This window comes from Qipengyuania proteolytica, from assembly GCF_019711565.1.
GTDB lineage: Bacteria > Pseudomonadota > Alphaproteobacteria > Sphingomonadales > Sphingomonadaceae > Qipengyuania > Qipengyuania proteolytica.
The window spans coordinates 94415-119195 of sequence record NZ_JAIGNN010000002.1 but is presented as its reverse complement, the minus strand read 5'-3'; the positions used below and the strand labels follow the sequence as shown (position 1 = coordinate 119195).

Annotated in this window: 25 protein-coding genes; 13 read left to right on the top strand and 12 right to left on the bottom strand. The window is 64.6% G+C overall.

The genetic code is table 11. The annotated features are described in order from the left end of the window. Positions 1 to 12: 12 nt before the first annotated feature. The gene (hrcA, locus tag K3172_RS09460; protein WP_221589436.1) at positions 13 to 1056 is read right to left on the bottom strand and encodes a heat-inducible transcriptional repressor HrcA; all 1044 of its coding nucleotides are present in this window, start codon (positions 1054 to 1056) and stop codon (positions 13 to 15) included. Positions 1057 to 1140: 84 nt separating this feature from the next. On the opposite strand from hrcA, the gene rph reads away from it, so the two are divergent. Both rph and rdgB read left to right on the top strand, forming a co-directional pair. Next, a complete protein-coding gene (rph, locus tag K3172_RS09455) occupies positions 1141 to 1857 on the top strand; it encodes a ribonuclease PH (protein ID WP_221589434.1) in 717 nt (238 codons plus the stop codon). After that, the gene (rdgB, locus tag K3172_RS09450; RefSeq protein ID WP_221589432.1) at positions 1854 to 2480 is read left to right on the top strand and encodes an RdgB/HAM1 family non-canonical purine NTP pyrophosphatase; all 627 of its coding nucleotides are present in this window, start codon (positions 1854 to 1856) and stop codon (positions 2478 to 2480) included. The genes rph and rdgB overlap by 4 nt, the downstream gene beginning before the upstream one ends. Positions 2481 to 2484: 4 nt before the next feature. On the opposite strand, the gene K3172_RS09445 is transcribed toward rdgB, so the two are convergent. Beyond that, on the bottom strand, positions 2485 to 3012 hold the full coding sequence (locus K3172_RS09445; protein ID WP_247718127.1) for a CAP domain-containing protein: 528 nt from the start codon (positions 3010 to 3012) through the stop codon (positions 2485 to 2487). Positions 3013 to 3078: 66 nt separating this feature from the next. On the opposite strand from K3172_RS09445, the gene hemW reads away from it, so the two are divergent. Then, positions 3079 to 4233 (top strand): radical SAM family heme chaperone HemW, encoded by a 1155-nt coding sequence (gene hemW, locus K3172_RS09440; RefSeq protein ID WP_221589428.1) that lies wholly within the window; start codon positions 3079 to 3081, stop codon positions 4231 to 4233. After that, the gene (locus tag K3172_RS09435; RefSeq protein WP_221589426.1) at positions 4230 to 5126 is read left to right on the top strand and encodes a tyrosine recombinase XerC; all 897 of its coding nucleotides are present in this window, start codon (positions 4230 to 4232) and stop codon (positions 5124 to 5126) included. Before hemW ends, K3172_RS09435 begins: the two co-directional genes overlap by 4 nt. On the opposite strand, the gene K3172_RS09430 is transcribed toward K3172_RS09435, so the two are convergent. The 4 genes from K3172_RS09430 to rsmI are packed head-to-tail and all read right to left on the bottom strand — an operon-like array spanning position 5123 to position 7940. Continuing rightward, positions 5123 to 5719: a DedA family protein gene (locus tag K3172_RS09430; protein WP_221589424.1), complete on the bottom strand. Its 597-nt coding sequence runs from the start codon at positions 5717 to 5719 to the stop codon at positions 5123 to 5125. The two genes, K3172_RS09435 and K3172_RS09430, sit on opposite strands and share 4 nt — an antisense overlap. A gap of 25 nt (positions 5720 to 5744) precedes the next feature. After that, the gene (gene gshB / locus K3172_RS09425; RefSeq protein WP_221589422.1) at positions 5745 to 6713 is read right to left on the bottom strand and encodes a glutathione synthase; all 969 of its coding nucleotides are present in this window, start codon (positions 6711 to 6713) and stop codon (positions 5745 to 5747) included. Between the two features lie 10 nt (positions 6714 to 6723). Beyond that, positions 6724 to 7074 carry a YraN family protein gene (locus K3172_RS09420; RefSeq protein ID WP_221589420.1) on the bottom strand — a complete coding sequence of 117 codons (351 nt, stop codon included), beginning with the start codon at positions 7072 to 7074 and terminating at the stop codon, positions 6724 to 6726. Beyond that, positions 7071 to 7940, bottom strand: a complete 870-nt coding sequence (gene rsmI, locus K3172_RS09415) for a 16S rRNA (cytidine(1402)-2'-O)-methyltransferase (RefSeq protein ID WP_221591082.1) — start codon at positions 7938 to 7940, stop codon at positions 7071 to 7073. Before rsmI ends, K3172_RS09420 begins: the two co-directional genes overlap by 4 nt. 19 nt (positions 7941 to 7959) lie before the next feature. Between rsmI and K3172_RS09410 the strand changes: the two genes are divergently transcribed. Continuing rightward, the gene (locus K3172_RS09410) at positions 7960 to 9114 is read left to right on the top strand and encodes a penicillin-binding protein activator (RefSeq protein ID WP_221589418.1); all 1155 of its coding nucleotides are present in this window, start codon (positions 7960 to 7962) and stop codon (positions 9112 to 9114) included. A 65-nt stretch (positions 9115 to 9179) separates the two neighbouring features. Further along, positions 9180 to 11168, top strand: a complete 1989-nt coding sequence (gene parE, locus K3172_RS09405; protein WP_221589416.1) for a DNA topoisomerase IV subunit B — start codon at positions 9180 to 9182, stop codon at positions 11166 to 11168. Here the strand turns inward: parE and K3172_RS09400 are convergent. Both K3172_RS09400 and K3172_RS09395 read right to left on the bottom strand, forming a co-directional pair. Continuing rightward, positions 11165 to 11470, bottom strand: a complete 306-nt coding sequence (locus K3172_RS09400; protein WP_221589414.1) for a putative quinol monooxygenase — start codon at positions 11468 to 11470, stop codon at positions 11165 to 11167. The two genes, parE and K3172_RS09400, sit on opposite strands and share 4 nt — an antisense overlap. Next, entirely contained in the window at positions 11467 to 12687 is a 1221-nt protein-coding gene (locus tag K3172_RS09395) for a bifunctional alpha/beta hydrolase/OsmC family protein (RefSeq protein WP_221589411.1), read from the bottom strand. The genes K3172_RS09400 and K3172_RS09395 overlap by 4 nt, the downstream gene beginning before the upstream one ends. Before the next feature lie 101 nt (positions 12688 to 12788). Between K3172_RS09395 and K3172_RS09390 the strand changes: the two genes are divergently transcribed. Further along, entirely contained in the window at positions 12789 to 13643 is an 855-nt protein-coding gene (locus K3172_RS09390; RefSeq protein WP_221589409.1) for an AAA family ATPase, read from the top strand. A 71-nt stretch (positions 13644 to 13714) separates the two neighbouring features. Here the strand turns inward: K3172_RS09390 and K3172_RS09385 are convergent, their stop codons facing one another. After that, positions 13715 to 15115: a methyl-accepting chemotaxis protein gene (locus K3172_RS09385; RefSeq protein WP_221589408.1), complete on the bottom strand. Its 1401-nt coding sequence runs from the start codon at positions 15113 to 15115 to the stop codon at positions 13715 to 13717. 126 nt (positions 15116 to 15241) lie between these two features. Here K3172_RS09385 and K3172_RS09380 point away from each other — a divergent pair, with 126 nt between their 5' ends. Continuing rightward, a complete protein-coding gene (locus K3172_RS09380) occupies positions 15242 to 16423 on the top strand; it encodes a vWA domain-containing protein (protein ID WP_221589405.1) in 1182 nt (393 codons plus the stop codon). A gap of 318 nt (positions 16424 to 16741) precedes the next feature. Then, entirely contained in the window at positions 16742 to 17578 is an 837-nt protein-coding gene (locus K3172_RS09375) for a DUF817 domain-containing protein (RefSeq protein WP_425594701.1), read from the top strand. Here the strand turns inward: K3172_RS09375 and K3172_RS09370 are convergent. The 3 genes from K3172_RS09370 to K3172_RS09360 form a co-directional block, all read right to left on the bottom strand. Beyond that, a complete protein-coding gene (locus tag K3172_RS09370; protein ID WP_221589401.1) occupies positions 17575 to 18867 on the bottom strand; it encodes a spinster family MFS transporter in 1293 nt (430 codons plus the stop codon). The two genes, K3172_RS09375 and K3172_RS09370, sit on opposite strands and share 4 nt — an antisense overlap. A gap of 110 nt (positions 18868 to 18977) precedes the next feature. After that, the gene (locus K3172_RS09365) at positions 18978 to 20180 is read right to left on the bottom strand and encodes an exo-beta-N-acetylmuramidase NamZ family protein (RefSeq protein WP_221589398.1); all 1203 of its coding nucleotides are present in this window, start codon (positions 20178 to 20180) and stop codon (positions 18978 to 18980) included. Next, positions 20177 to 20719 carry a DOMON-like domain-containing protein gene (locus tag K3172_RS09360; RefSeq protein ID WP_221589396.1) on the bottom strand — a complete coding sequence of 181 codons (543 nt, stop codon included), beginning with the start codon at positions 20717 to 20719 and terminating at the stop codon, positions 20177 to 20179. Before K3172_RS09360 ends, K3172_RS09365 begins: the two co-directional genes overlap by 4 nt. A gap of 32 nt (positions 20720 to 20751) precedes the next feature. On the opposite strand from K3172_RS09360, the gene tyrS reads away from it, so the two are divergent. From tyrS to cysK, 4 genes are all read left to right on the top strand, one after another. Beyond that, a complete protein-coding gene (gene tyrS / locus K3172_RS09355; protein WP_221589394.1) occupies positions 20752 to 21981 on the top strand; it encodes a tyrosine--tRNA ligase in 1230 nt (409 codons plus the stop codon). Positions 21982 to 22089: 108 nt separating this feature from the next. Then, entirely contained in the window at positions 22090 to 22428 is a 339-nt protein-coding gene (locus K3172_RS09350) for a PilZ domain-containing protein (RefSeq protein ID WP_221589392.1), read from the top strand. Positions 22429 to 22491: 63 nt separating this feature from the next. After that, the gene (locus K3172_RS09345) at positions 22492 to 23817 is read left to right on the top strand and encodes an MFS transporter (protein WP_221589390.1); all 1326 of its coding nucleotides are present in this window, start codon (positions 22492 to 22494) and stop codon (positions 23815 to 23817) included. After that, a complete protein-coding gene (gene cysK, locus K3172_RS09340) occupies positions 23814 to 24731 on the top strand; it encodes a cysteine synthase A (RefSeq protein ID WP_221589389.1) in 918 nt (305 codons plus the stop codon). The genes K3172_RS09345 and cysK overlap by 4 nt, the downstream gene beginning before the upstream one ends. Positions 24732 to 24781: the final 50 nt, after the last annotated feature.

The window sequence follows — 24781 nt, the reverse complement described above, 5'->3', positions numbered from 1 at the left end:
GTAAAAACCTTGTCAGCCTAATCTCTTGCCCAGCGAGCGGGCCGTGAAATCCACCATGGGGACGACTCGCGCGTAATTCAACCGCGTCGGCCCGATCACGCCCAGTACGCCGACCACCTTGCCTTCACGGTCGCGGTAGGGCGCGGCGATCACCGACGAGCCCGAAAGCGAGAACAGGCGGTTCTCGCTGCCGATGAAAATCCGCATGGCTTCTGCCTTGCGCGCACGCTCGAGCAGGGCGGAGACCGATTGCTTGTTCTCGAGGTCGTCGAGCAGCGAGCGAACGCGCTCGATGTCGGTAAGGGCGGCTTCGTCGAGCAGATTGGCCTGTCCGCGCACGATCAGCACCGGCCGGCTGCTGGCGTCCTCGCTCCAGGTTGCGAGGCCGCGCTGCACGAGGTCTCGGCTCGCCTCGTCGAGCGCAGACTTGCCCGATGCGATCTCGCTTTCGACCAGCCTGGCCGCCTCCGCCAGCGTCCGGCCCGAGGTGCGCGCCGTGAGGTAGTTGCTCGCCTGCTCGAGCGAGGTGCCGAGTGCCTCTGCCGGCAGCGGCAGCACGCGGTTCTCGATATGCCCGTCCTCCCCCACCAGGACCGCCAGCACGCGGTTCGCATCGAGCGCCGTCAGCGAAACCTGCGCCAGTCGCGGTTCGCGGCTCGGCACCATCACCATGCCCGCAGCACCCGAAAGATCGGACAGCAGCGCCGAGGTCTCTTCGAGCGCGCGCTCGATCGGGCCGGGTTCGGCGAGGCGTTGCTCGATCGCGGCGCGTTCTTCGCGCGTGGGCTCGGCCACCTGCATCATCGCATCGACGAATAGGCGCAGGCCCGATTCGGTCGGCATGCGTCCCGCACTCGTATGCGGTGCGGCGAGCAGCCCACGTTGCTCCAGCTCGGCGAGGACCGAGCGGATCGAGGCGGGCGACAAATTGACGCCCCCTCCCCCCGCCAGCGCTTTCGAGCCGACCGGCTGCCCGCTGTCGAGATAACCCTCCACCACGAGGCGGAAGATCTCGCGCGCCCGGTCGGACATGTCGGTGAGCGGTGGGGAATTCATGCCCCCTATCTAGCCGCTCCCCTTGCGGCCTCAAGTGCCATCCGCCAAACGCCATGGCGAGATTCGACTGCATTGGAGACCGAAATGCGACCTTCCGGCCGTGCGCCCGACGAAATGCGCGCCATCACCATCGAGACCGGCTATACCAAGCATGCCGAGGGCAGCTGCCTGATCAGCTTCGGCGAAACCCGTGTGCTGTGCACCGCGTCGGTCGAAGAACGGATCCCGCCGTGGCTGCGCGGCAAGGGCGAAGGCTGGGTCACCGGCGAATATTCGATGCTGCCGCGCGCCACCCACACTCGCGGCCAGCGCGAGGCGGCCAAGGGCAGGCAGAGCGGACGCACGCAGGAAATCCAGCGCCTGATCGGCCGTAGTCTGCGTGCCGTGGTCGATCACAAGAAGCTCGGCGAGCGGCAGATCACCCTCGATTGCGACGTGATCCAGGCCGATGGCGGCACCCGCACCGCGTCGATTTCGGGCGCGTGGGTCGCCCTGCGGCTCGCGGTGAACGAACTGATGAAGGCGGGCGCGATCAAGGAAGACCCGATCACCGCCAAGGTCGCCGCGATCTCCTGCGGCATCTATCAGGGCACGCCGGTGCTCGACCTCGATTATCCGGAGGATTCGGGCGCCGACGCCGACGCGAATTTCGTGCTGATCGAAGGCGGCAAGATCGCCGAGGCGCAGGCCACCGCCGAGGGCGCACCTTATGACGAGGAAGGCTTCCTGCGCCTGCTCCGCCTTGCCCAGATCGGCTGCGCGCAGATCTTCAAGGCGCAGGACGAGGCGACCCGCGCATGACCCGTCGCCTGGGTTCGGGCAGCCTGGTGATCGCAACGCACAATGCGGGCAAGCTCAAGGAGATCGCTGCGCTGCTCGAACCGCATGGCCTGAAATGCCTGTCGGCGGGATCGCTCGGCTTGCCCGAACCGGCGGAAACAGGGACGACCTTCGTCCAGAACGCGCTGATCAAGGCGCGCGCGGCCGCCGAGGCCTCTGGTCTCGTCGCCCTTGCCGACGATAGCGGCCTCTCGGTCGACGCGCTCGACGGGCGGCCCGGCGTCTACACCGCCGACTGGGCCGAACGGCAATGGTTCGAGGGCGATCCGGGCCGCGACTGGTACATGGCGATGGGCAAGGTCGAGGGCATGCTGCAGGAGAAAGGCGCCGACGTCGATCGCGCCTGCGCCTTCCACTGCGTGCTCGCGATTGCGTGGCCCGATGGCGAATACGCTGTCTACGAAGGGCGTGCGCCCGGCACGCTCACCTGGCCGCCGCGCGGGACGATGGGGTTCGGCTACGATCCGGTCTTCGTGCCGGTCGGGCGCGAGCAGACCTTTGCCGAGCTGGACCCGGCCGAAAAGCACGCCATCAGCCACCGGGCCGACGCCTTCGCCAAGCTCGTCGCCGAGCAGTTCGGCTGATCGCCTAAAAGGCCTTGCGGCCCCAGACATTGCCGGCGGGCCAGTAGCGGCAGACGAGCACGTCGTTCCCGCGTGCAGTGATGAAGGCGCAGCCCACTTCCTGCGTGTCGCGCCACACGACCTGTGTGTAATGCGCGACGTCCTGCCACTTTCCGGTCTTCGAAATCTCGGGGAAGGCGTTGTGCCGGTAGTGCTTCTTCTCGTCGATGAAGAGGCCGACGGCCGTATCGTAGGACCAGTGGCCTGCCGAACCCATCCACAGGTTCTCGCCCGTTCCGTTCCGCTTGCCCCGGTCGGCATGTTCGAGGCGGCCGCGGCGTGACAGTTCGTAGGCCCACTCCTCCGCCTCGCGCTCCAGGTGGACGTTCCACTTGAGCTTCGGCAGCCCGAGCTGTTCGCGTTCCTGGTTGTGCAGCGCGAGGATATCCGCCGCGCGATGCAGATCGCTCCTGCCCGCAGGCGACGACGCGCTTGCGGCCACGGCAATCCCCGTGGCACACAGCAGTCCCAGAGCGCCCAGAAGTGGCGCCATTCGTTTTTTCGACCCGTCCATCAGGCGCAAATTTCGCCTCCGAGGTTAAGATAAGCTGAAGGCACCGTGGCGCGCGCACTCTATATTCACTGGCCCTTCTGCCTCGCCAAATGCCCCTATTGCGACTTCAACAGCCATATCCGGGCGAGCGCGGACATGGCCGCGTGGGAAGCCGCCCTGCTCGCCGACATGCGGCACGAGGCGACTTCAGGCGCTGCCGAGGAAAAGCTCGCAAGTATCTTTTTTGGCGGGGGAACTCCCTCCCTTATGCCCCCTGCTCTTGTGGAGAGGCTGCTCGCCGAGGCGGAGCAGCTCTGGGGCTTTGAGCCGGGTATCGAGATCACGCTGGAGGCCAATCCCTCCTCCGTCGAAGCCGCCAATTTCGCGGTCTTGGCCGGTGCCGGGGTCAATCGCGTCTCACTCGGCGTGCAGAGCCTGCGCGACGAAGTGCTCCGTTTTCTCGGTCGGTTGCATGGGGCAGACGAGGCGCTGAAGGCCGTCGAAACGGCGCACAAGTGGTTCAACCGGGTGTCGATCGATCTGATCTACGCCCGCCCGGGGCAAACCGAATCGGAATGGGCCGCCGAACTAGGCGAGGCGCTGGCGCTCGGCACGGGCCATATGTCGCTTTACCAGCTGACCATCGAACCGGCGACGCGCTTTGCCACCGATGTCCGGCGCGGGGTGTTCGAGCCGCTCGATGACGATCATGCGGCGGACCTGTTTGCGGTAACGCGAACGATGACCGACGGCGCCGGCCTGCCCGCCTACGAGATCAGCAACCATGCGCGACCCGGCGAGGAAAGCCGGCACAACCTCACCTACTGGCGCTACCAGGACTATGTCGGGATCGGGCCCGGTGCGCATGGGCGGCGCGCAGGCATCGCCACCGTGCGCCACAAGAAGCCGGAGAACTTCCTCGCCGCAATCGAGGCGCAAGGGCACGGCATCGCCGAGGCGCGCGAACTCGATCCGCGCGAAAAGGCCTCCGAGGCATTGCTGATGGGTTTGCGGCTTGCCGAGGGTGTGGACCTTGCCGCGCTGGCACGCCGCTTCGACGTCACGCCGGCGCAGCTTTTGGATGACGCCAAGCTGGCTCTCTATCGCGACCTGGGCCTCGCGTGGGAGGCGGAGGAGCGGATTGGCGTCACGCCGCAAGGCATGCCGCTGCTCGATGCGCTTCTCGGCGAACTGGTGCGCGAGGAGCTGGTGACGCCATGAGCAAGGCCGATGTGCTGGCGGCGTGGCACGACCATCTCACGCTTGCCCAGCGCAAGTCGCCGCACACGGTGTGCGCCTATGCCAAGGCGGCAGAATTGCTCGTGACCCGCCTCTCTTGCGACAGCTGGGACGACGTCGCCGATATCACCGCGACACGGCTGAGGACCCATCTGGCGTCACGGCGGAGCGATGGCCTCGCCAATGTGTCCGCGGCGCGCGAGTTGTCGGCGCTCAAGGGCTTCATCGCCTTTGCGCGGACGCAGGCCGGGCATGACGTCACCGACGCTCCGCGGCTGCGCGGCCCGCGCATCAAGAGGGGCCTGCCCCGCCCCGTGACGCCAGATGACGCGATCGGCCTGGTCGATACCGTCGAGGCGCTGGCGGGCGAAGAGTGGACGGGCGCGCGCGACCGGGCGGTGCTGCTGCTGCTTTACGGCGCGGGAATGCGTATAGCCGAGGCGCTCTCGCTCAAGGGCGGCGACCTGCCTCTGGGCGAGCGCCTGACCGTGACCGGCAAGGGCAACAAGCAGCGGGTCGTCCCAATCCTGCCGATGGTGCGTGATGCCGCGTCAGAATATGTGCGGTTATGCCCGTGGCCGCTCGGCAAGGACGACCCGCTGTTCCGCGGGGTCAAGGGCGGCCCGCTGAGCCAAGGTGTGGTGCAGAAGGCAACCGCGCGAGCGCGCAAGGCGCTGGGCCTGCCCGACACGGCGACACCGCATGCCCTGCGGCACAGCTTCGCCACGCATCTGCTCGGGGCGGGCGCCGATCTTCGCAGCTTGCAGGAGCTGCTCGGCCACGCGAGCCTAGGATCGACCCAGATCTACACCAAGGTCGATGCGGCAACGCTGCTCGACACCTATCGCAACGCCCATCCGCGTGAACGGGATTAGGACGGCTCCCACGTCACCACCCGCCAGACATACCAGGCAATCCCCAGCCCTATAAAGGCGCCGATGGCCCAACTGGCGTAGGTTTCGTACCGCTCGATAACGCCCGACAGCGCCCCGCCGCCCAGGATCAGCGCGCCATTCCACACCAGCGAGCCGAGGAAGGTGAAAAGCAGGAAACGCCACAGCTTCATGCGCGCCAGCCCGGCGGGCAGCGAGATGATCGTGCGCAGGAAGGGCGACGCGCGCAGCAGGAACACGATCCAGTCGCCATGCCGCCGGAACTTCTCCCGCGCGGCGATGAATTCCGACCATTCGAAGGTTAGCCACCGCCCGTATTTCGCGATGAACCGCTTGAGGTCGTCCTCTTTCCAGCGATGGCCGAGCCAGTACCAGAAGTAATTGCCCGCAACCGTGCCGAGCGTCCCGATGACGAGAACGGGCGCGAAATCCATTTCTCCGCGCGCGACGAGCACGCCGCTGTAGCCCATGATGATTTCGGACGGCACGGGCGGAAAGATGTTCTCCAGGGCCATCAGCAGAAAGATGCCGAGATAACCGCCGCTTGCGATCGCACCGAGGATGAAACTGTTCATGGCAGGGCGTCAACGCGCCCGGCGCTCAAAGGTTCGCGTGCCTGCGCTCGATAGCGTCCCAGATCAGGCCGGGCGTGTCGGTGCCGTTGAAGCGGTCGATCGCGACGATGCCGGTCGGCGACGTGACGTTGATCTCGGTCAGGTACTTGCCCCCGATCACGTCGATCCCGACGAACACCAGCCCTCGCCGCTTGAGCTCGGGGCCCATGGCCGCGCAGATCTCTTCTTCGCGCTCGGTCAGCGTGGTAGCCTCGGCAGAGCCGCCTTGCGCGAGGTTGGAACGGAACTCACCTTCTCCCGGGAAACGATTGATTGCACCTGCAAATTCGCCGTCGATTAGGACGATCCGCTTGTCGCCTTCACTGACTTCGGGAAGGAAAGGCTGGACCATGTGCGGTTCGGGCCAGGTCTGGTCGAAGACTTCGCTAAGCGCCGAAAGATTGGTGCCCTCGGCATCGATACGGAAGATCGCCTTGCCGCCATTGCCGTGGAGCGGTTTCACCACCACCGATCCGTGCTTCTTTTGGAAATCACGCAGGTCGTCGAGCTTCCGCGCGACCAGTGTGGGCGGCATGTATTGCGCGTAATCGAGGACGAACATCTTTTCCGGCGCGTTCACAACCTCGCGCGGGTCGTTCACGACCAGCGTCGTACCTTTCAGCCGGTCGAGCAGCAGCGCTGAACTGATATAGCCGAGATGGAACGGCGGATCCTGCCGCATGAGCACCACGTCGATCTCGCGCGCCAGGTCGACCCGCCTGCGATCGCCCATGGTGAAATGATCGCCCGCAACCCGTTGCACCGTCACCGGCGCGGCATGGGCGGTGATGCGCCCCTGCGGCGTGCCGTCACTCTCGTAGGCCAGCGTCGTGACGTCGTAGTGCCAGACCTCGTGCCCGCGCGCCTGCGCGGCCAGCATGAGCGCGAAGGAGCTGTCGCCCGCGATATTGATGCTTTCCAGCGGGTCCATCTGGACGGCGACGCGTAACGACATGGGGGCTCCTCTAAGGCTGCCAAGCATTGGCGATGTGGCGAGGGAAGCTGCCCGGCGCAAGCAGGATCACGTCGATGCGAATGTCCTCGCCGTTCTCGGCATAGCGATGCGCGACCGCTTCCACCGCCGCCGCTACGCGCGACAGGCGGTATTCGTCGATCGCATGGTCGAGATCGGCGCGCTTCTTGCGCCACTTGACCTCGATGAAGGCGATCAGCCCGCCGCGCCGGGCGACGAGGTCGATCTCGCCCGCGGGCGTCTTCACCCGCGTGTCGAGGATCTGCCAGCCCTTGGCCCTGAGCCAGAAGGCAGCGCGCGCCTCGCCCTCGCGGCCGCTCTTTTCGGCGATCTGCCGCTTCATCCCTCGCGCAGTTCCATCGCCCGGGCGTAGAGTTGCTTGCGGTCGAGCCCGGTCTCCTTGGCCACCCTGCTCGCCGCCTGCGAGGGCTTGAGCGTCTGCAAGGCCTCGGCCAGCAGGATATCGGCATCGGCCTCGCTCGCTTCGATCGGCACCGGCGGGCCGACCAGGAGGACGATTTCGCCCTTCGGCGGATGCGCCTCGTAATAGGCAACCAGCCCGTGCGTCAGGCCGCGGCGGCATTCCTCGTGCAGCTTGGTCAATTCGCGCGCGACCGCCACCTCGCGATGCGGGAGGACTTCGCCGATGGTCTCGAGCGATTTCAGCAGCCGCGGCGAAGTCTCGTGGAAGACCAGCGTGGTATCGACCGGGGCGAGCTCTTCCAGAAATTCGCGCCGCGCCTTGTCCTTGCCCGGAAGGAAACCGGCAAAGAGAAAGCGATCGTTCGGCAGGCCCGAGAGCGACAGCCCGGCGATCGCCGCGCAGGCTCCCGGTACGACCGTGACGGGAATACCCTCAGCACGGCAATCGTTGACCAGCCTGTATCCCGGATCGCTTACCAGCGGCGTGCCGGCATCGCTCACCAGCACTACCGCGCGAGTCCGCATGGAGTCGACCAGCCGCGTCCGGTCGCGATGCTCACTATGGTCGTCATAGCGCCAAAGGGGCTTGGAAATACCGAGGTGTTTCAGCAGCTTGCCCGTGACCCGGGTGTCCTCGCAAGCGACCCCCTCGCACCGCTTGAGCACGTCGATCGCTCGTAAGGTGATGTCGCCGAGGTTGCCGATAGGCGTCGCGACGATATAGAGCCCGGGATCGAGGGACTGTTCGGGGATCAGGGTGTCACTCACCTGCCCCTCATGAACCATCACGAAGGGACGCGGCAAGATGAAGCGCTGGACTATCGACCGTCGTACACTGGCTGCAGCAGGGCTGGCGACTTTGCTGGCAGGTTGTTCGGTGATCCCGAAGGGCGCGGAGAGGCCGGCCCCCGTCGACACGCCGACGCCCGAGCCGAGCGCGACGGTTCTTCCCGAAGACCAGGCGCGCCACCGGATCGCGCTGCTGGTGCCGATGTCGGGCGATAATGCCAATGTCGGCCAGGCGATCGCCAATGCGACCACCATGGCGCTGCTCGACACTAACGCCAGCAATTTGCGGATCACGACCTACGATACGGCAGCCGGACCCGAGGTTGCAGCTCGGCAGGCAGTGGCCGAGGGAAACAAGCTCATCCTCGGTCCGCTTCTCGGCAGCAATATCCCCTCGGTCCTGTCGGTCGCGCGCCCGGCGGATGTGCCGGTGATTTCCTTCTCCAACGACACCAATGCGGCGGGCCCCGATGTCTTCATCATGGGCCATATCCCCGAGCAGTCGATCGCCCGCACGGTGCAATACGCCCGCGGCAAGGGTGCGCAGACCTTCGGTATCCTCGCCCCCGACGGCGACTATGGCGTGCGCGCCGAGGAAGCCATGCGGCGTTCGGTCGCGGCCTATGGCGGCACGGTCGTGTGGACCGAGCGTTATTCGCGCGGCAACACCTCGATCGTCAGCGCGGCGGAGCGGCTGAAGGCACAGGGTGGCTACGACAGCGTGCTGATTGCCGAGGGAGCGCGGCTCTCGATCCAGGCTGCGGGCACGCTCAAGAGCGGCGGCGCTTCAGCCCGCCTGCTCGGCACCGAGTTGTGGAGCGGCGAAAGCTCGATCACGCGCGCGGGCTCAATGAACGGGGCGATCTTCTCGGCCGTGTCGGACAACCGTTACAAGCGCTTCGTCGACAGTTACGAGACGCGCTTCGGCGGCCAGCCCTACCGGATCGCGACGCTCGGCTATGACGCGGTGCTGCTGACCCTTCGCGTCGCGCGCGACTGGAAGGTCGGGACCGACTTTCCGATCCGCGAACTGCGCAGCTCGGACGGCTTCCTCGGCCTCGACGGCGCATTCCGCTTCCAGCGTTCGGGCGTGGTCGAGCGGGCGATGGAAGTGCGCGAGGTCGTCGGCGGCAAGGTCGTCGTGGTGGAGAATGCGCCGGGCGCTTTCTGATCGAGGGCGGATAACCGCCCTCGCCTCCTTGTTCGCCGCGCGATCGGCGCGATATAGCGGGGACCATGTCCGACGATCTCTTCGACAACACGCCCACCTCCAGTGGCGACTACGATGCTTCCTCGATCGAGGTTCTCGAAGGCCTTGAGCCCGTCCGCCGCAGGCCGGGCATGTATATCGGCGGGACCGACGACCGCGCGCTGCACCACCTCGTCGCCGAAGTCCTCGACAACTCCATGGACGAGGCGGTGGCAGGGCACGCCAACCGCATCGAGATCCGCCTCGACGAGGGCAACAAGGTGACGATCTCGGACAACGGCCGCGGCATTCCGGTGGCCGAGCATCCGAAATATCCCGGCAAGTCGACACTGGAGGTCATCCTCACCACGCTCCACTCCGGCGGCAAGTTTTCGGGCAAGGCTTATGCGACCAGCGGCGGCCTCCACGGGGTCGGCGTCAGCGTGGTCAACGCGCTGAGCAGCGATACGCGGGTCGAGGTGGCGCGCGACAAGCAGCTCTACGCGCAGGAATTCGCCAAGGGGCATCCGACGGGGGGCCTTCAGGAACTCGGGCCCACGCCCAACAGGCGCGGCACGACGGTCAGCTTCGTCCCCGACACGGAGATTTTCGGCGACCGCAGCTTCAGCCCGAAACGGCTGTTCAAGCTCGCCCGCTCGAAGGCCTATCTCTTCGCAGGCGTTGAAATCCGCTGGAAATGCGCCCCCTCGCTCGCCAGCGAGGATGTGCCCGAGGAGGCCGTCTTCAAGTTCCCCGGCGGCCTTGCCGATCACCTCGCCGAGCAGATCGGCGGGCGCGAATGCGTCACCGCGCAGCCCTTCGCCGGCTCACAGGACTTCGCGCAGCAGGACGGCGTCGAACAAGGCCGCGTCGAGTGGGCGATCGCCTGGCCGCTATTCTCCGACGGTTCGACCAGCTGGTACTGCAACACCGTGCCGACGCCCGACGGAGGCACCCATGAACAGGGTCTGCGTGCCGCGCTCACCAAGGGCCTTCGTGCCTTCGGCGAACTGACCGGGGTGAAGAAATCCAAGGACATCAGCGCCGATGACGTGATGACCGGCGCCGAAATCATGCTCAGCGTCTTCATCCGCGATCCGCAGTTCCAGAGCCAGACCAAGGACCGTCTGACCTCGCCCGAGGCGGCCAAGCTGGTCGAGAACGCGGTGCGCGACCATTTCGACCATTTCCTCACCGACAACATGGACCGCGGCAAGGCGCTGCTCGGCCAGGTCATGGAGCGCATGGACGAGCGCCTGCGGCGGAAGCAGGAGCGCGAGGTCAAACGCAAGACCGCGACCAATGCCAAGAAGCTGCGCCTGCCCGGCAAGCTGACCGACTGCTCGGGCGAAGGCGATGGCGAGACCGAACTGTTCATCGTCGAGGGCGACAGCGCAGGCGGCAGCGCCAAGCAGGCGCGCGACCGCAAGACGCAGGCGATCCTCCCGATCCGCGGCAAGATCCTCAACGTCGCCAGCGCCACGGCGGACAAGATCCGCGCCAACAGCGAAATCGCCGACCTCAGCCTCGCGATGGGCTGCGGGACGCGCAAGGACTGCGACCCCGAAAACCTTCGCTACGACCGCATCATCATCATGACCGACGCCGACGTCGATGGCGCGCATATCGCGACGCTGCTGATGACGTTCTTCTTCCAGGAAATGCCCGAGATCGTCCGCAACGGGCACCTCTACCTTGCCCAGCCCCCGCTCTACCGCCTGACTGCCGGCAAGGAGAGCCGCTACGCCCGCGACGACGCGCACCGCAAGGAGCTGGAGGAGACGGTCTTCAAGGGCAAGAAGGTCGAAGTCGGCCGCTTCAAGGGCCTCGGCGAGATGAACCCTGGGCAGCTGCGCGAAACGACAATGAACCCGGAAACCCGCAGCCTGATCCGCATCACCCTGCCGCAGGAGTTCGAGCAACGCGCGGCGGTGAAGGAACTCGTCGACCAGCTCATGGGCCGCAATCCCGAGCACCGCTTCAACTTCATCCAGAACAATGCCGGCGAATTCGACCGCGAGATGATCGACGCCTAGCCCGTCGGAATTGGCAGCGCCTCGGCCGAGAACATCTCGATCACCGGGCGAGCCGCCGACAGCCGTCCGATTTCGCGAATGAAGCCGCCGGACTCCGGCACGGCAAAGTGCGCGCGGACCGCGTCGAGGCTTTCCCATTTCTCGAAGAAGTGCATTCGTCCGGGTCGCTCGGCATCTTCATAGCAATTGTGCGAAATGCAGCCCGCTTCCGCGCGTGATCGTGCAGAATGCTCGCAGCCCAGCCTCAGCCCTTCTTCCCGGCCTTCAGGCGTCAGCTCGACTGTCCCTGTAATGATAATCATTCCGCTTCCTCCGTATGCACATGCAGCTCGCCCTCGAGCGTCCGGTGGACCGGGCACTTGTCGGCGATTTCGATCAACCTGGCGCGCTGCTCTTCGTCCAGCGCCTTGCCTGATATCGTGATCCGGCGGTGCAGGGCCTGCATTTGCTTGCCCTCCACCATCGCCGCGACGTGGTCGCACTCCTCCGTGTGGTTGCGTTCATGCGTGACCTCGACGGTGACGCCCTCAAGGGGCCACTGCTTACGGTCGGCGTACATCTTCATCGTCATCGCGGTGCAGGTTCCGAGCGCGGCGTTGAGCAGGTCGTAGGGCGTCGGCCCGGAGTCGTCGCCGCCGTAACTCCTCGGCTCGTCCGCGATGAAACGGTGGGCCTTCGTGTGGACCTCCGTCCCGAACTTGCCGTGGCCGGTTTTCACCACCACGCCCTCCTTGGGCATCGGCCAGTCGTCGCGCAGCGGCAGGTAGCGATGCGCCCAGCTCGCGATGATCGATGCGGCGAAGCGGGCATCGTCTTCCTTCACCAGCAGATGATCGGCCCCTTCGAGACTAACGAAGCTCTTTGGGTGCTTGGCCGCCTGGAACAGCGCGCCAGCATGTTCGATGCCGACGATCTGGTCGGTCGGCGAATGGAGGAACAGGAGCGGTTTCCGCAGCCGGGCTACCTCGGCGAGCAGGTCGGTGTTCTCGACCTTTTCGATGAATTCGCTGCTCAGGTGGAATTCGCGCCCGCCGATCTTCACCGGGGCATCTTTCCCCGCACGGATCGAATCGAGATCGCCGTTGATAGTGTGCAGCACGTGCGACACGTCGCTGGGCGTGCCGATGGTGGCGATGGCGGCGACATGCTCGAGCCCGAGATCGTCGGCCGCCGCAAGCACGGCTGCGCCCCCGAGCGAATGGCCGACCAGCAGGATCGGGCCACCGAAGCGTTCGACCAGCACATTGGCAGCATCGACGAGGTCCGCAACATCGGTCGCAAAACCGGCGCGCCCGAACTCGCCCTCGCTGCCCCCAAGGCCGGTGAAATCGAACCGCAGCGTCGCGATTCCCTCCGCCGCGAGCGCGCGCGCCACTGCGACGGCGGCCTTGCTCTGGCGGGTGCAGGTGAAGCAATGCGCGAACAGCGCGGCGCCCCGTACCAGCCCAGTCGGCAGTTCGAGGGACCCTTCGAGCTTATGGCCCGCCTGGGTCGCGATGCTGAGTGTTTCGGTCGGCATATGCTCTCCTGTCCGTGCGCCGGCACACAGGGGTTACAACGCCCCCTTGCCCTTCGCGTGCCCGCCCCCTAACGCTCACGTCAAGTTGCAAGGGAAAACCGATGACCGACCAGACCCGTTTCGAAGGCACCAAGTCCTACATCGCGACCGAAGATCTCAAGGTCGCCGTCAATGCCGCCGTGACGCTGCGCCGCCCGCTCCTGGTCAAGGGTGAACCGGGCACGGGCAAGACGGTCCTCGCGCACGAGATTTCCAAGGCGCTCGACGCCCCGCTGATCGAGTGGAACGTCAAGTCGACCACCAAGGCGCAGCAGGGCCTTTACGAATACGATGCGGTCGCCCGCCTGCGCGACGGCCAGCTCGGCGACGAGCGCGTCCATGACATTTCGAACTACATCAAGAAGGGCAAGCTGTGGGAGGCCTTCACCTCCGAGCGCCTGCCCGTCCTGCTGATCGACGAGATCGACAAGGCCGATATCGAGTTTCCGAACGACCTGCTGCAGGAACTCGATCGCATGAGCTTCGACGTTTACGAAACGCATGAGCGCATCGAGGCGCAGGAACGCCCGATCGTGGTCATCACCTCGAACAACGAGAAGGAATTGCCCGACGCCTTTCTGCGCCGCTGTTTCTTCCACTACATCAAGTTCCCCGACCGCGAGACGATGCGCGACATCATCGAGGTCCACTTCCCCGGCATCCAGAAGACCCTCGTCAGCAAGGCGATGGAGATCTTCTACGAGATCCGCGAAGTCCCGGGCCTAAAGAAGAAGCCCTCGACCAGCGAACTGCTCGACTGGCTCAAGCTGCTGCTGAACGAGGATATGCCGCTCGACGTTCTGCAGGACAGCAACCCGAACGCCGCGATCCCGCCGCTGCACGGCGCGCTGCTCAAGAACGAGCAGGACGTGATGATGTTCGAACGACTTGCGTTCATGGCACGTCGCCAGAGCTGATCGGCACCCGATCGCGAAAAGGGCGCGCTCCGGATTGCGGAACGCGCCCTTTTTCCTGTCTGCTCGCGGAATCAGTCGAAGCTGTAGGCCAGCTCCGAATCACCCCAGCGACGGCCGTTGATGGTGAGCGGCACGTAAACGTTGCGCACCACGATGTAGTTCTTGCCGTCGCCTTCCTGGCGATAGACGGCCATGGTGTACGGGTCCGAGGTGGTCTTCGCCACGAGGTCCACGCCCTCAAGGATAATCCGGCCGTTGCGACAATACTTCGTATCGTGGGCGAGGTCGCCGGTCGGAGCCCGCGAGTGGGCCGTGACGTGCGTGGGAAGGAAGCCCTTCATGTCGGCGGGCGAGCACATCTTGATGACGCCCCCTTCGGCCACCACGGCATCGATGACCGGGCGCCAGTTGCGATCCGCCCAGTCGCTCAGGCTCGTCCGGTAGAGCTGGGGCTTCGTACCTGCCACGGGCCGATAGTTCTGGTCGAACAGTTGCTCCATGGTGAGTTCGCCGCGCGCGATGGCTTCTTCGGCGATCCGCGCAAGATTGGCCGCGTGGACCTGCGCACGCTCGACCATCTGGCTGTCCCGCGGCGAGAGTCCCGCCTTGACCAGCTTGTCGAACATGTCGCTGGCGGTAAGTTCGAGACCCTCCATGCGATCGTGCGCGGTGGCGAGCTTCTGCTCGTTGTCACTGACGGCATGGTCGAAATCGCCGAGGACGTCCTGCACACGGTGGACATGCTCGGAAATCGTGGCGGTGTTGCGGGCAATCTGCTCCTGCTGCTGGTCGACTTCGCCGATCAGTTCGGTGACGCCCTGCAAGGTGTGTTCGATGGCCGTCACCGAGCTCTTCGCTTCGGCACTGGCGGTCGCGCCGACCTGGATTTTCTCGATCACCTGTTCGGCTTCGAGGCCGAGGGTGTCGATCGTGCGCCCGATTTCCTCGGTGGCGCGGCGCGTTTCGCTGGCAAGCGTCTTCACCTCGTTCGCGACGACCGCGAAGGTCCGGCCCTGCTCGCCTGCGCGCATCGCTTCGATCGTCGCATTGAGCGCGAGGATATTGGTGGTTTCCGCGATCTGCTCGATTTCCTGCGAGCTGCGGCGCACCTGGTCCATCGCGGCGGCGAAGCCGGTGACGTGCTGCGTCAGCGTTTCGACGAGACCGAGCAGGTTGCCGATCTGGCCGAGCGAATTGCCGATGAGTTCGGAGCCCTGCGCCAGGCGATCGATCGCGCGTTCGGACAGCAGGCGGGCTTCGTCGCTCGCCTCCAGCACCTTGCGCTGGTCTTCGTCGAGCGCGGTCACGGTGCCCTGCAACTCGACATATTCGGCACGCAGGTGACCGAAGGAGTCGATCACCCCCTGAACGATTCCGGCGACGTCGGTGCAACCAACGGTAACCTTCCCGCAACTTTCTGGAATAGCGGTGAGATCCCGTGCCCCGACCGTGTTGACTTCGCTCAGTTCCATGCTGGGAGACGTCCCTGTTCTCGTTAGACCCTGCTGCCGCCATAAACGGGAATGGTTAGTCGCGGGTTAAGCCGCTTCCCCCATTTTCGCTTCGCCACACGTCCAACTCGCGCTAGAGGTCATGGCATGTTCTTCAATTTCGTCGACGAGCTTCGCGCGGCGGGCATTCCCGCCAGCTTCAAGGAACACCTCACGCTGCTGGAGGCGCTCGACAAGGACGTTATCGAGCAGACGCCCGAGGCGTTCTATTACCTTTCGCGCGCGACCTTCGTGAAGGACGAGGGGCTGATCGACCGGTTCGACCAGGTCTTCTCCAAGGTCTTCAAGGGGATCATGACCGACTACGGCCAGAACCCTGTCGACATTCCGGAAGACTGGCTGAAGGCCGTGGCCGAGAAGTTCCTCTCCGAGGAGGAGATGGCGAAGATCAAGTCGCTGGGCGACTGGGACGAGATCATGGAGACGCTCAAGAAGCGGCTAGAGGAGCAGGAAAAGCGTCACCAGGGCGGCAACAAGTGGATCGGCACCGGGGGCACGTCGCCCTTCGGCAATTCGGGCTACAACCCGGAAGGCGTGCGGATCGGCGGCGAGAGCAAGCACAAGCGCGCGCTAAAAGTGTGGGACAAGCGCGAGTTCAAGAACCTCGACAACACCAAGGAACTGGGCACCCGCAACATCAAGATGGCGCTGCGCCGCCTGCGTCGTTTTGCCCGCGAAGGGGCTGCAGACGAACTCGACATCGACGCAACGATCGAGGGCACGGCCAAGCAGGGCTGGCTCGACATCCACATGCGGCCCGAGCGGCACAATGCGGTGAAACTGCTGCTCTTCCTCGACGTCGGCGGGTCGATGGACCCCTTCATCAAGCTGTGCGAAGAACTGTTCAGCGCGGCCACGACAGAGTTCAAGAACCTCGAATTCTTCTACTTCCACAACTGCCTCTATGAAGGTGTGTGGAAGGACAACCGCCGCCGCTGGCAGGAGCGGACCAAGACCTGGGACGTGCTTCACAAGTATGGCCACGACTACAAGGTGATCTTCGTCGGCGACGCGGCGATGAGCCCCTACGAGATCACGCACCCCGGCGGCAGCGTCGAGCACATGAACGAGGAAGCCGGCGCCACCTGGATGCAGCGGGTCGTGAACACCTATCCGGCGACCGTCTGGCTCAACCCGGTGCCTGAAAAGCAGTGGGGCTATTCGCAGTCGACCAAGGTGATGAAGCACCTCGTCAACGACCGCATGTACCCGCTGACCCTCGACGGCCTCGACGATGCAATGCGCGAATTGAGCCGCAAGCAGGGGTGAGCCTTCGTAACTTCCTCCGCAGTTACCGAAGGACTATCCGACGACGCATCTATTTGAAGCGCGATGCGGCTCACCGAGCGCAGCCCGAGAGCGTACCTGCGATGTTTGCCACAATCATCACCGGGATGCTGTGGAGCGAAGGTTATGTTGCTCTGGCAATAGTCCTGAGCTTTTCGGTGGTCTTGCCAGCGCTCGCATTCGCAGCATTCGTGGAGTGGACTGCGCTTCGCACATATGCCGAAAGACAGGACAAAATCTACGAGCGGCATACGCGCAAAATGCTTTCGAGCGAATATAACAGGGATGACTGACCGGGTATTGGCGAGGCACTCGCGCTTCGAGGCCGTCCGCCTTCGCCTCGAGCAATTCGATCCCGGCTCCGGTTGGCGGTTGTGGCTCTACGAGTTCCTTCTGTTCGGCTTCAAGCAGGCGTGGGCGTGCCTGTTCGGCGGGCTGATGCTCGCGCTGCTGCTGGCAACGCATCTGTTCTATCCCAATGACGCCGTCCTCCATCGCTACGATTTCATCACCCTCGCGGCGATCGCCATTCAGGGCGCGATGCTGCTGTTCCGCCTCGAGACTTTGTCTGAAGCGAAGGTCATCCTGATCTTCCATGTGGTCGGCACCGTGATGGAGCTGTTCAAGACGGCGGCCGGTTCGTGGATCTACCCGGAGGCGGCACTGCTGAGGATCGGCGACGTGCCGCTTTTCTCCGGCTTCATGTATGCGTCGGTGGGCAGCTATATCGCGCGCGTCTCGCGCATCTTCGATTTCCGCTATTCGAACTATCCCGCGCGCTGGACGACCTATCTGCTGGCAGCGGCGATCTATGTGAACTTTTTCGCCCATCACTGGCTGCCGGACGTCCGCTATGTTCTGTTCACGGCGACCCTAGCGCTGTTCTGGCGCACCCGTATCCACTTTCGCAACTGGCGCGAGCATCGCTGGATGCCGCTGGTCGTCGGCTTCTTCCTTGTCGCGCTATTCATCTGGGGCGCGGAGAACATCGGCACCTTCGCCCGGGCCTGGACATATCCCGGCCAACGGGACGGGTGGGAGTTGGTAAGCCTTTCCAAGCTGGGCAGCTGGTTCCTGCTGATGCTGATCAGCTTCGTGCTGGTCAGCCTCGTCAACCCTATCCGGACTCCTGACTAACCCTGCTTATCGAGTTCGTCGTTGAGCCGAAGGCTGCAGCGCCAGAAGAAGAATGCCGGGATGAGGCCGAGGAAGGCAGCGCCGTAGAGCACGTAGCGCACGCTCTCCTCGCCATACTCCGGGCGCAGCCAGTCGGACAGCATACCGAAGAACAGCGGCCCCAGGCCCAGCCCGATGAGGTTCTGGAAGAACAGCAGCACCGCCGCCGCGATCGCCCTCGACCGTACTGACACCAGCCCTTGCACGGAGGAATAGGTGGGGCCGTAGTAGAGCGAATTGAGCAGCGTCGGGAGGAACAGTAGCACGAGGCCCGCCTGCCAGCTCTGCGCCTGGTAGGCCATGAAAGCGATCGGCACGGCGATGACCATGCCGACGGCGGGCGCAGTCAGTACGTGGCGCCGGTTGACCGCGCCAAAGCGGTCGGCGAGGTACCCGCCGAGGACCGTCCCCGCGATGCCGGCCGCGCCATTGACGATGCCGAACCAGAAGCCGACTTCGCCCGGGGTGAGCCCATGGGTCCGCTGGAAGAAAATCGTCGTCCAGGTGGTCTTGCCATAGGATAGGAAAGCTGCAGCCGATCCCGCTGCCAGCAGCAGGACGAAAGCGCGCGAGCCCATGACCTTGGCCATGGATTTGAAGAACGGCTGGACATCCTCCGTGCCGCGCTGGCGCAAGACTTCCAGGCTTTCCCGCCTCCGCGGTTCCTTGAGAATTACCCACACCACCAGCGCAAGCGCGACGCCCGGCAGGCCGACGAAGAGGAAGGCTCTGCGCCATCCGACCCAGTCAGCGAGAACGCCGCCGATCAGCATGCCCAGCAGTGTGCCGATCGGAATGCCGAGGGCATAGAAGGCGAGCGCCGAGCTGCGTTTCTCGGCAGGTACGAGATCGGAAATCAGCGAATGGGCGGGCGGTGTACAGCCCGCCTCCCCCACGCCGACCCCGATGCGGGCGAGGAGCAACTGGACGAAGTTCTGCGCCAGCCCGCACAGCGCCGTCATCGCCGACCAGGTGGCGAGCGCGATGGCGATCAGGCGGGGGCGATGGGTCGTCGGTCGGTCGGAGAAGCGGGCGATCGGCAACCCGAGGACGGTGTAGAACAGCGCGAAGGCCAGCCCCGTCATCAAGCCGATCTGCGTATCGTTCAGGCCAAGGTCGATGGCTATCGGTTCGGCGAGGATGTTGACGATCTGGCGGTCGATGAAATTGAAGATGTAGACGACCAGCAGGATCCACAGCGTGGCACGCACGGTGGTGGTTGTCGTCTCGCCCGAGGCGGCTGTTGCCATGTTCGTCTCTCCCGAAGCGCGGGTATGCCCGTCACTTGCGCCTAAGCAACCCTATCGGAGGAGAGAGGTCAAGCCGATCCTTGAGAATTCGAAGATCGGGTCCGGCAAAATCAGCTGTACAGAAGGTGCGGTGCGATGGACTGGCGCCATTGCCCCTCGTCGGCGCCTGCCATCCGGTCGAGATCGCCGGGCTCCGCTGCGGGATCGTCGACCCATTCGCGCAGCGCCGGGCCGCCGTTGATCACTTCGATGGCCAGCCGCTCGAGCTCGTATTCATAGGGGAAATCGCGCCACAGTTCGTAATCGGGATAGAGTTTGCGGATCGCCTTGAAGGCGAGCGCCTGCAAGCGCCAGGGGCGGAACTCGTAGTGATCGTAGAAGGCGCCCTCTGCATGGATCATGAGCGCATTGCACAGCGCGCCGGCATGTTTGTGGAAGGTTGGCTCGAACCAGCATTCGCGGATCGCACAGCCCCGCAGCCAGGACGGCGCAAGCTCATGCATGGCCTTCAGCACCGCCGCGGCGTCCACGTCGGGCGCGCCGAACAGCACTTCGAGCGGGCGGGTCGTCCCCCTGCCCTCGCTCAGCGTGGTCCCTTCGAGCATGACCGTACCGGCATAGGCGCGGGCCATGTTGAGGCTGGCGGCATTGGGGCTGGGGTTTATCCAGATCCGGCTCTCGGGCCAGCCGAATCCGGGCGCGTGTCCCGGCTTCCACCCGACCATCTCGATCACCTTGAAATCGAGGTCGAGGCCGAAATGGGCTTTGAACCAGTGCCCCATTTCGCCCATCGTCAGGCCGTGACGCATCGGCATCGGGGCTGCGCCGACGAAGCTTTCCTGCCCCGGCACCAGCAGCGTCCCTTCGACCGGGCCACCCGCCGGATTGGGCCGGTCTAGCACCCACACTTCCTTCCCCATGCGTGCCGCCTCTTCCATAAGGTAGAGCAGCGTGGTGACGAACGTGTAGATGCGGCAGCCTAGGTCTTGCAGGTCGAACAGGAAGACATCGGCGCTCGACATCATCTGGCCGCTGGGGCGGCGGACCTCGCCGTAAAGACTGAAAATCGGGATGTTGAAGCGCGGATCGGTCTCGTCCGCGGTTTCGACCATATTGTCCTGCTTGTCGCCTTTGAGGCCGTGCTGCGGACCGAAGGCAGAGGTCACATTCACGCCGCGCGCGATCAGCGCATCGAGCGAATGGTCAAGCTGCGCCGTGACGGACGCGGGGTGAGCCACGAGCGACACGCGCTTGCCTTCGAGCGGGGCGCGCAGTTCATCCTCGGTCAGGAGGCGATCGATACCGAATTTCATGTGCCGCTCGGTGCCGGAAGCATCGCCGTGAAGCAAGCGGGATCGTGGAAATCCGGCTGCGGGGAATTGTGGCTCGGCGCCCAATAGCTTTTGACGCCGTGCGCCTCCTCGATCACGCAGGTCATGGCCATAGACGATGGGCCGTCCGGGATGGCCGCGGCCGGGATGGCTGCATCGAAAATCGTGAAGCTGCTGCCGATGCGAATGGTACAATCAGGTTCGCGCGGAACAGGATGCTCGGCCATGCCCTCGCGCCTGCCGGTAAAGGCGTAGGCACTCCAGCGTTCGGAGGGAGAGAGGTTGAACTCGACATAGCTCTCGCCCCATTCCGGCTTGACGAACAGCTCGAAACAGGTGGTTTTCCAGAGTTCGTCCGCCCTGCCCTTGCCCGCAAATGGCGGCACGACCAGCGAGGAACTGCCCTCGATCCGCCAGCGGAGCCGCAGCCAGTTGGAATCGAAACCGATTATCCGGGCGGCGATCGCCGTCACCCGGCTAGGCGGGCATGCGGCGTGGGAGACGAGATCGTACGTTTGCATGCCGCTCCTTAAGTGCTAGCGGGCGCTCCATCATGAGCACCTACCAGTCCGACCTCCTGCGCCTGCTCGAAGAGCGTGGCTATATCCACCAGATTACCGATCCGGAAGGCCTCGATGCGCTTGCTGGAAAGCAGGTGGTGCCCGGCTATATCGGGTTCGATGCGACCGCGCCGTCGTTGCACATCGGCAGCCTGGTGCAAATCATGATGTTGCGCCGCCTCCAGCAGACGGGACACAAGCCGATCGTGCTGATGGGCGGAGCGACGACGCGCATCGGCGACCCGTCCGGCCGGGATGAAAGCCGGCAGATGCTCGGCGAAGAATCGATCGCCGCGAACATCGCCTCCATCCGCAAGGTGTTCGAACGCGTCCTCACCTTCGGCGATGGCCCGACCGACGCCGTCATGGTCGACAATTACGACTGGCTGGGCGGCATCGGCTACATCGAGATGCTCCGCAAGGTCGGCAACCACTTCACGATCAATCGCATGCTCACCTTCGATTCGGTCAAGCTGCGGCTCGAACGCGAACAGCCGATGACGTTCCTCGAATTCAACTACATGATCCTGCAGGGCTACGATTTCCGGCACCTGGCGAAAGAGATGGGGGCCCGCTTGCAGATGGGCGGCAGCGACCAATGGGGGAATATCGTCAACGGGATGGAACTGGGCCGCCGCATGGACGGGACCGAGTTGTTCGGCCTGACGACGCCGCTGCTGACCACCGCGGACGGATCGAAGATGGGCAAGACCGCGGCAGGTGCCGTGTGGCTCAACGAGGAACAGCTGCCGAGCTATGACTTCTGGCAGTACTGGCGCAATGTCGACGATCGCGACGTGGGTCGTTTCCTGCGCCTGTTCACGGATGTGCCGCTCGACGAGATCGCCCGCCTCGAGGCGCTCGAGGGCGCGGCGATCAACGATGCCAAGACGGTTCTTGCCAATGAGGTAACCAAGCTTGTTCGCGGTGAAGATGCCGCCGCGCTCGCAGCGAAGACGGCTGCCGAAACCTTTGCCGGCGGCGGCGCGGGCGAGGACCTGCCTACTCTCTCACTCGGTGACGAGGGCATGCGCATCGGGGCGGCGCTTACCGCGCTGGGATTTACGGCTTCCAACGGGGAAGCGAAGCGCAAGCTGGCGGAGGGCGCGGTCAGGCTCGATGACGAAACGGTCACCGATCCGGGCTTCCTCATCACTCTCGCAGAAGGCGCCGAAGCCAAGCTCAGCCTGGGCAAGAAGAAGCACGCGGTCCTGCGGCCATAAGTCCCTGTAAACGCGCCGCGCGGTAACAAATCTTCCGCTCGATTTACCAATTTTTACGCATTTTGCTGCAAGGCTTTGTCGATCAACTTTTTGGAGGGATCGCCAACCATGAGTGCGGGAGCACAACTCAGCGTAACCGACCAGCGGCGCATGGCGCGCCACCCGGTCGATCATCCGGTGATTGCGGAGCATTTCGGCAAGGGTGACCTGCGCCTTCACATCGCGAACATCTCGGCGAACGGCTTCATGGTCGACAATGCCGAGGGCCTGAACCGCGGCGATCGCGTGATCGTTCGTCTGCCGATTATCGGGAGGATCGAATCCTACGTGATCTGGCAGCGCGACAACCGCGCCGGTTTCCAGTTCGAACGCATCATTCGCATGGACGACTTCCTGGCGCTGATCGACGAGCTGCAGCCCAACCCGCGCCTGCGCAAACTGCGCTGATCCCCAACTTCTGATTCCAGAGCGCAAAGCAGGCGCGTCTTCACAACCGAAGGCGCGCCTGCCATGCATTTTGGCGTGAGCGAAACGCAAGCCGACCCGTCCCCCGATCATTCGCCGCTGCGAATACCCAATTTCCGCGCCTATTTCCTGAGCCGTTTGACGATGACGCTGGCGCAATATGCGATGATGCTGATCATCGGGTGGCAGACCTACAATATCGCGCGCGATGGTGGGCTGAACGTCGCCGAGGCTTCGGGCCAGCTGGCACTTATCGGCCTGCTGCAATTCCTGCCCCTCTTTGTCCTCACGCCGTTTTCAGGTTGGGCCGCCGACCATTTCGACCGGCGCAGCCTCGCGCGGCTGACCATGATCGCGCAATTGGCCTGTGCCGCGACGCTGGCTTTCCTGACATGGCACGAGGACCTCTCGCTCGCCTGGCTCTATGGTGTCGCCGTCGTCCTCGGGATCGTACGAGCGTTCAATGGACCCGCGCTATCGGCGCTTGCTCCGAACCTCGTGCCCAAGGCCATCCTGCCCAATGCCATCGCCCTGTCGAGCATTGCGTGGCAGGTCGGGATGATCGTTGGCCCGGCAATCGGTGGCTACACCTATGCGATCATGCCCGCCCTGCCCTACCTGATGGCGACCGGCCTGTTTGCGGTCTCGATCACTGCGATCTCGTTCGTCGGCAAGGTCCCGCAGCCGCCGCGCGAACAGAACAAGAGGCCCATCCACCAGATGGTAGAGGGCCTGCGCTACGTCGTGCGCAACAAGATGGTGCTCGGCGCGATTACGCTCGATCTCTTTGCGGTCTTCCTGGCTGGAGCGACGGCATTGTTCCCGGTCTATGCACGCGACATTCTGCAGGTCGGCGAAACGGGGCTCGCCCAGCTGGCCATGGCACCGGCAGTCGGCGCGGCGCTGACTGCGCTGTGGTTCTCGTTCCGCCCTCTCAAAACCAATGTGGGCCCGAAGATGCTTTGGGCCGTGGCGATCTTCGGGCTCGCGACGGTGGTTTTCGGCCTCTCGAAATCCATGCCGCTCAGTCTCGCGATGCTATTCATTGTCGGCGCGGCGGACATGTTCAGCGTCTATATCCGCCAGTCGCTGATCCAGCTGCACACGCCCGACGACAAGCGCGGCCGCGTTTCCTCGGTCAGCCTGCTGACGATCAGCGCCTCGAACGAGTTCGGCGATTTCTTCTCCGGATCGCTCGCATTCGTCTTCGGTCCGGTGATCGCGGTGGTCGGCGGCGGCGCGGGGGCGATCGTCACTGTCGCCATCTGGAGCCGGATCTTCCCGGTCCTGCGCACCACGCGGACCTTTGACCCTCCGCAAGAATTGCTAGACACTCCCCCCGAAGAACAACTCAAGGAGCAGATGCCATGAAAGCCGACTCCGTCCTCGCCACCATCGGCGGCACCCCGCACATCCGCCTTGCGCGCCTTTTCCCCGACCACGAGGTCTGGGTGAAGAGCGAGCGCGCCAATCCCGGCGGTTCGATCAAGGACCGCATCGGCCTTGCTATGATCGAGGATGCGGAGGCGTCGGGCAAACTCAAGCCTGGCGGCACGATCGTCGAGCCGACCAGCGGCAACACCGGGATCGGCCTCGCCATGACAGCGGCCGTCAAGGCCTACAAGCTGATCCTCGTCATGCCCGAAAGCATGAGCATCGAGCGCCGCCGCCTGATGCTTGCCTATGGCGCCAGCTTCGACCTCACGCCCAAGGAAAAGGGCATGAAGGGCGCGATCGAACGCGCACAGGAGCTGGTGTCCGAAATCGACGGTGCTTGGATGCCCAGCCAGTTCGACAACGACAGCAACTGGCAGGTCCACGCGCGCACAACGGCGAAGGAAATCCTCGACGACTTCGCCGACACGCCGGTCGACGTGATGATCACCGGCGTCGGCACGGGCGGCCACCTGACCGGATGCGCTGAGAAGCTCAAGGAGAGCTGGCCGGAGATGAAGGCCTATGCGGTCGAACCCGAACTTTCGCCCGTGATTAGCGGCGGCCAGCCCGGCCCGCACCCGATCCAGGGCATCGGCGCGGGTTTCCTGCCCGGGAACCTGCACACACAGGCGATCGATGGCGCGATCCAGGTCGACGCCGAGGCCGCCAAGGAGATGGCCCGCCAGTGCGCGGCCAAGGAAGGCCTGCTCGTGGGCATTTCCAGCGGCGCGACGCTGGCCGCTATCGCCAAGAAGCTGCCCGACCTGCCCGCCGGCAGCCGCGTGCTCGGCTTCAACTACGACACGGGCGAACGCTACCTGTCGGTACCGGACTTCCTGCCCGAGTGAGCGGACTCGAAAGGATTGCCTATCGGGACGGTGAGGTCCCGTTGACCGGC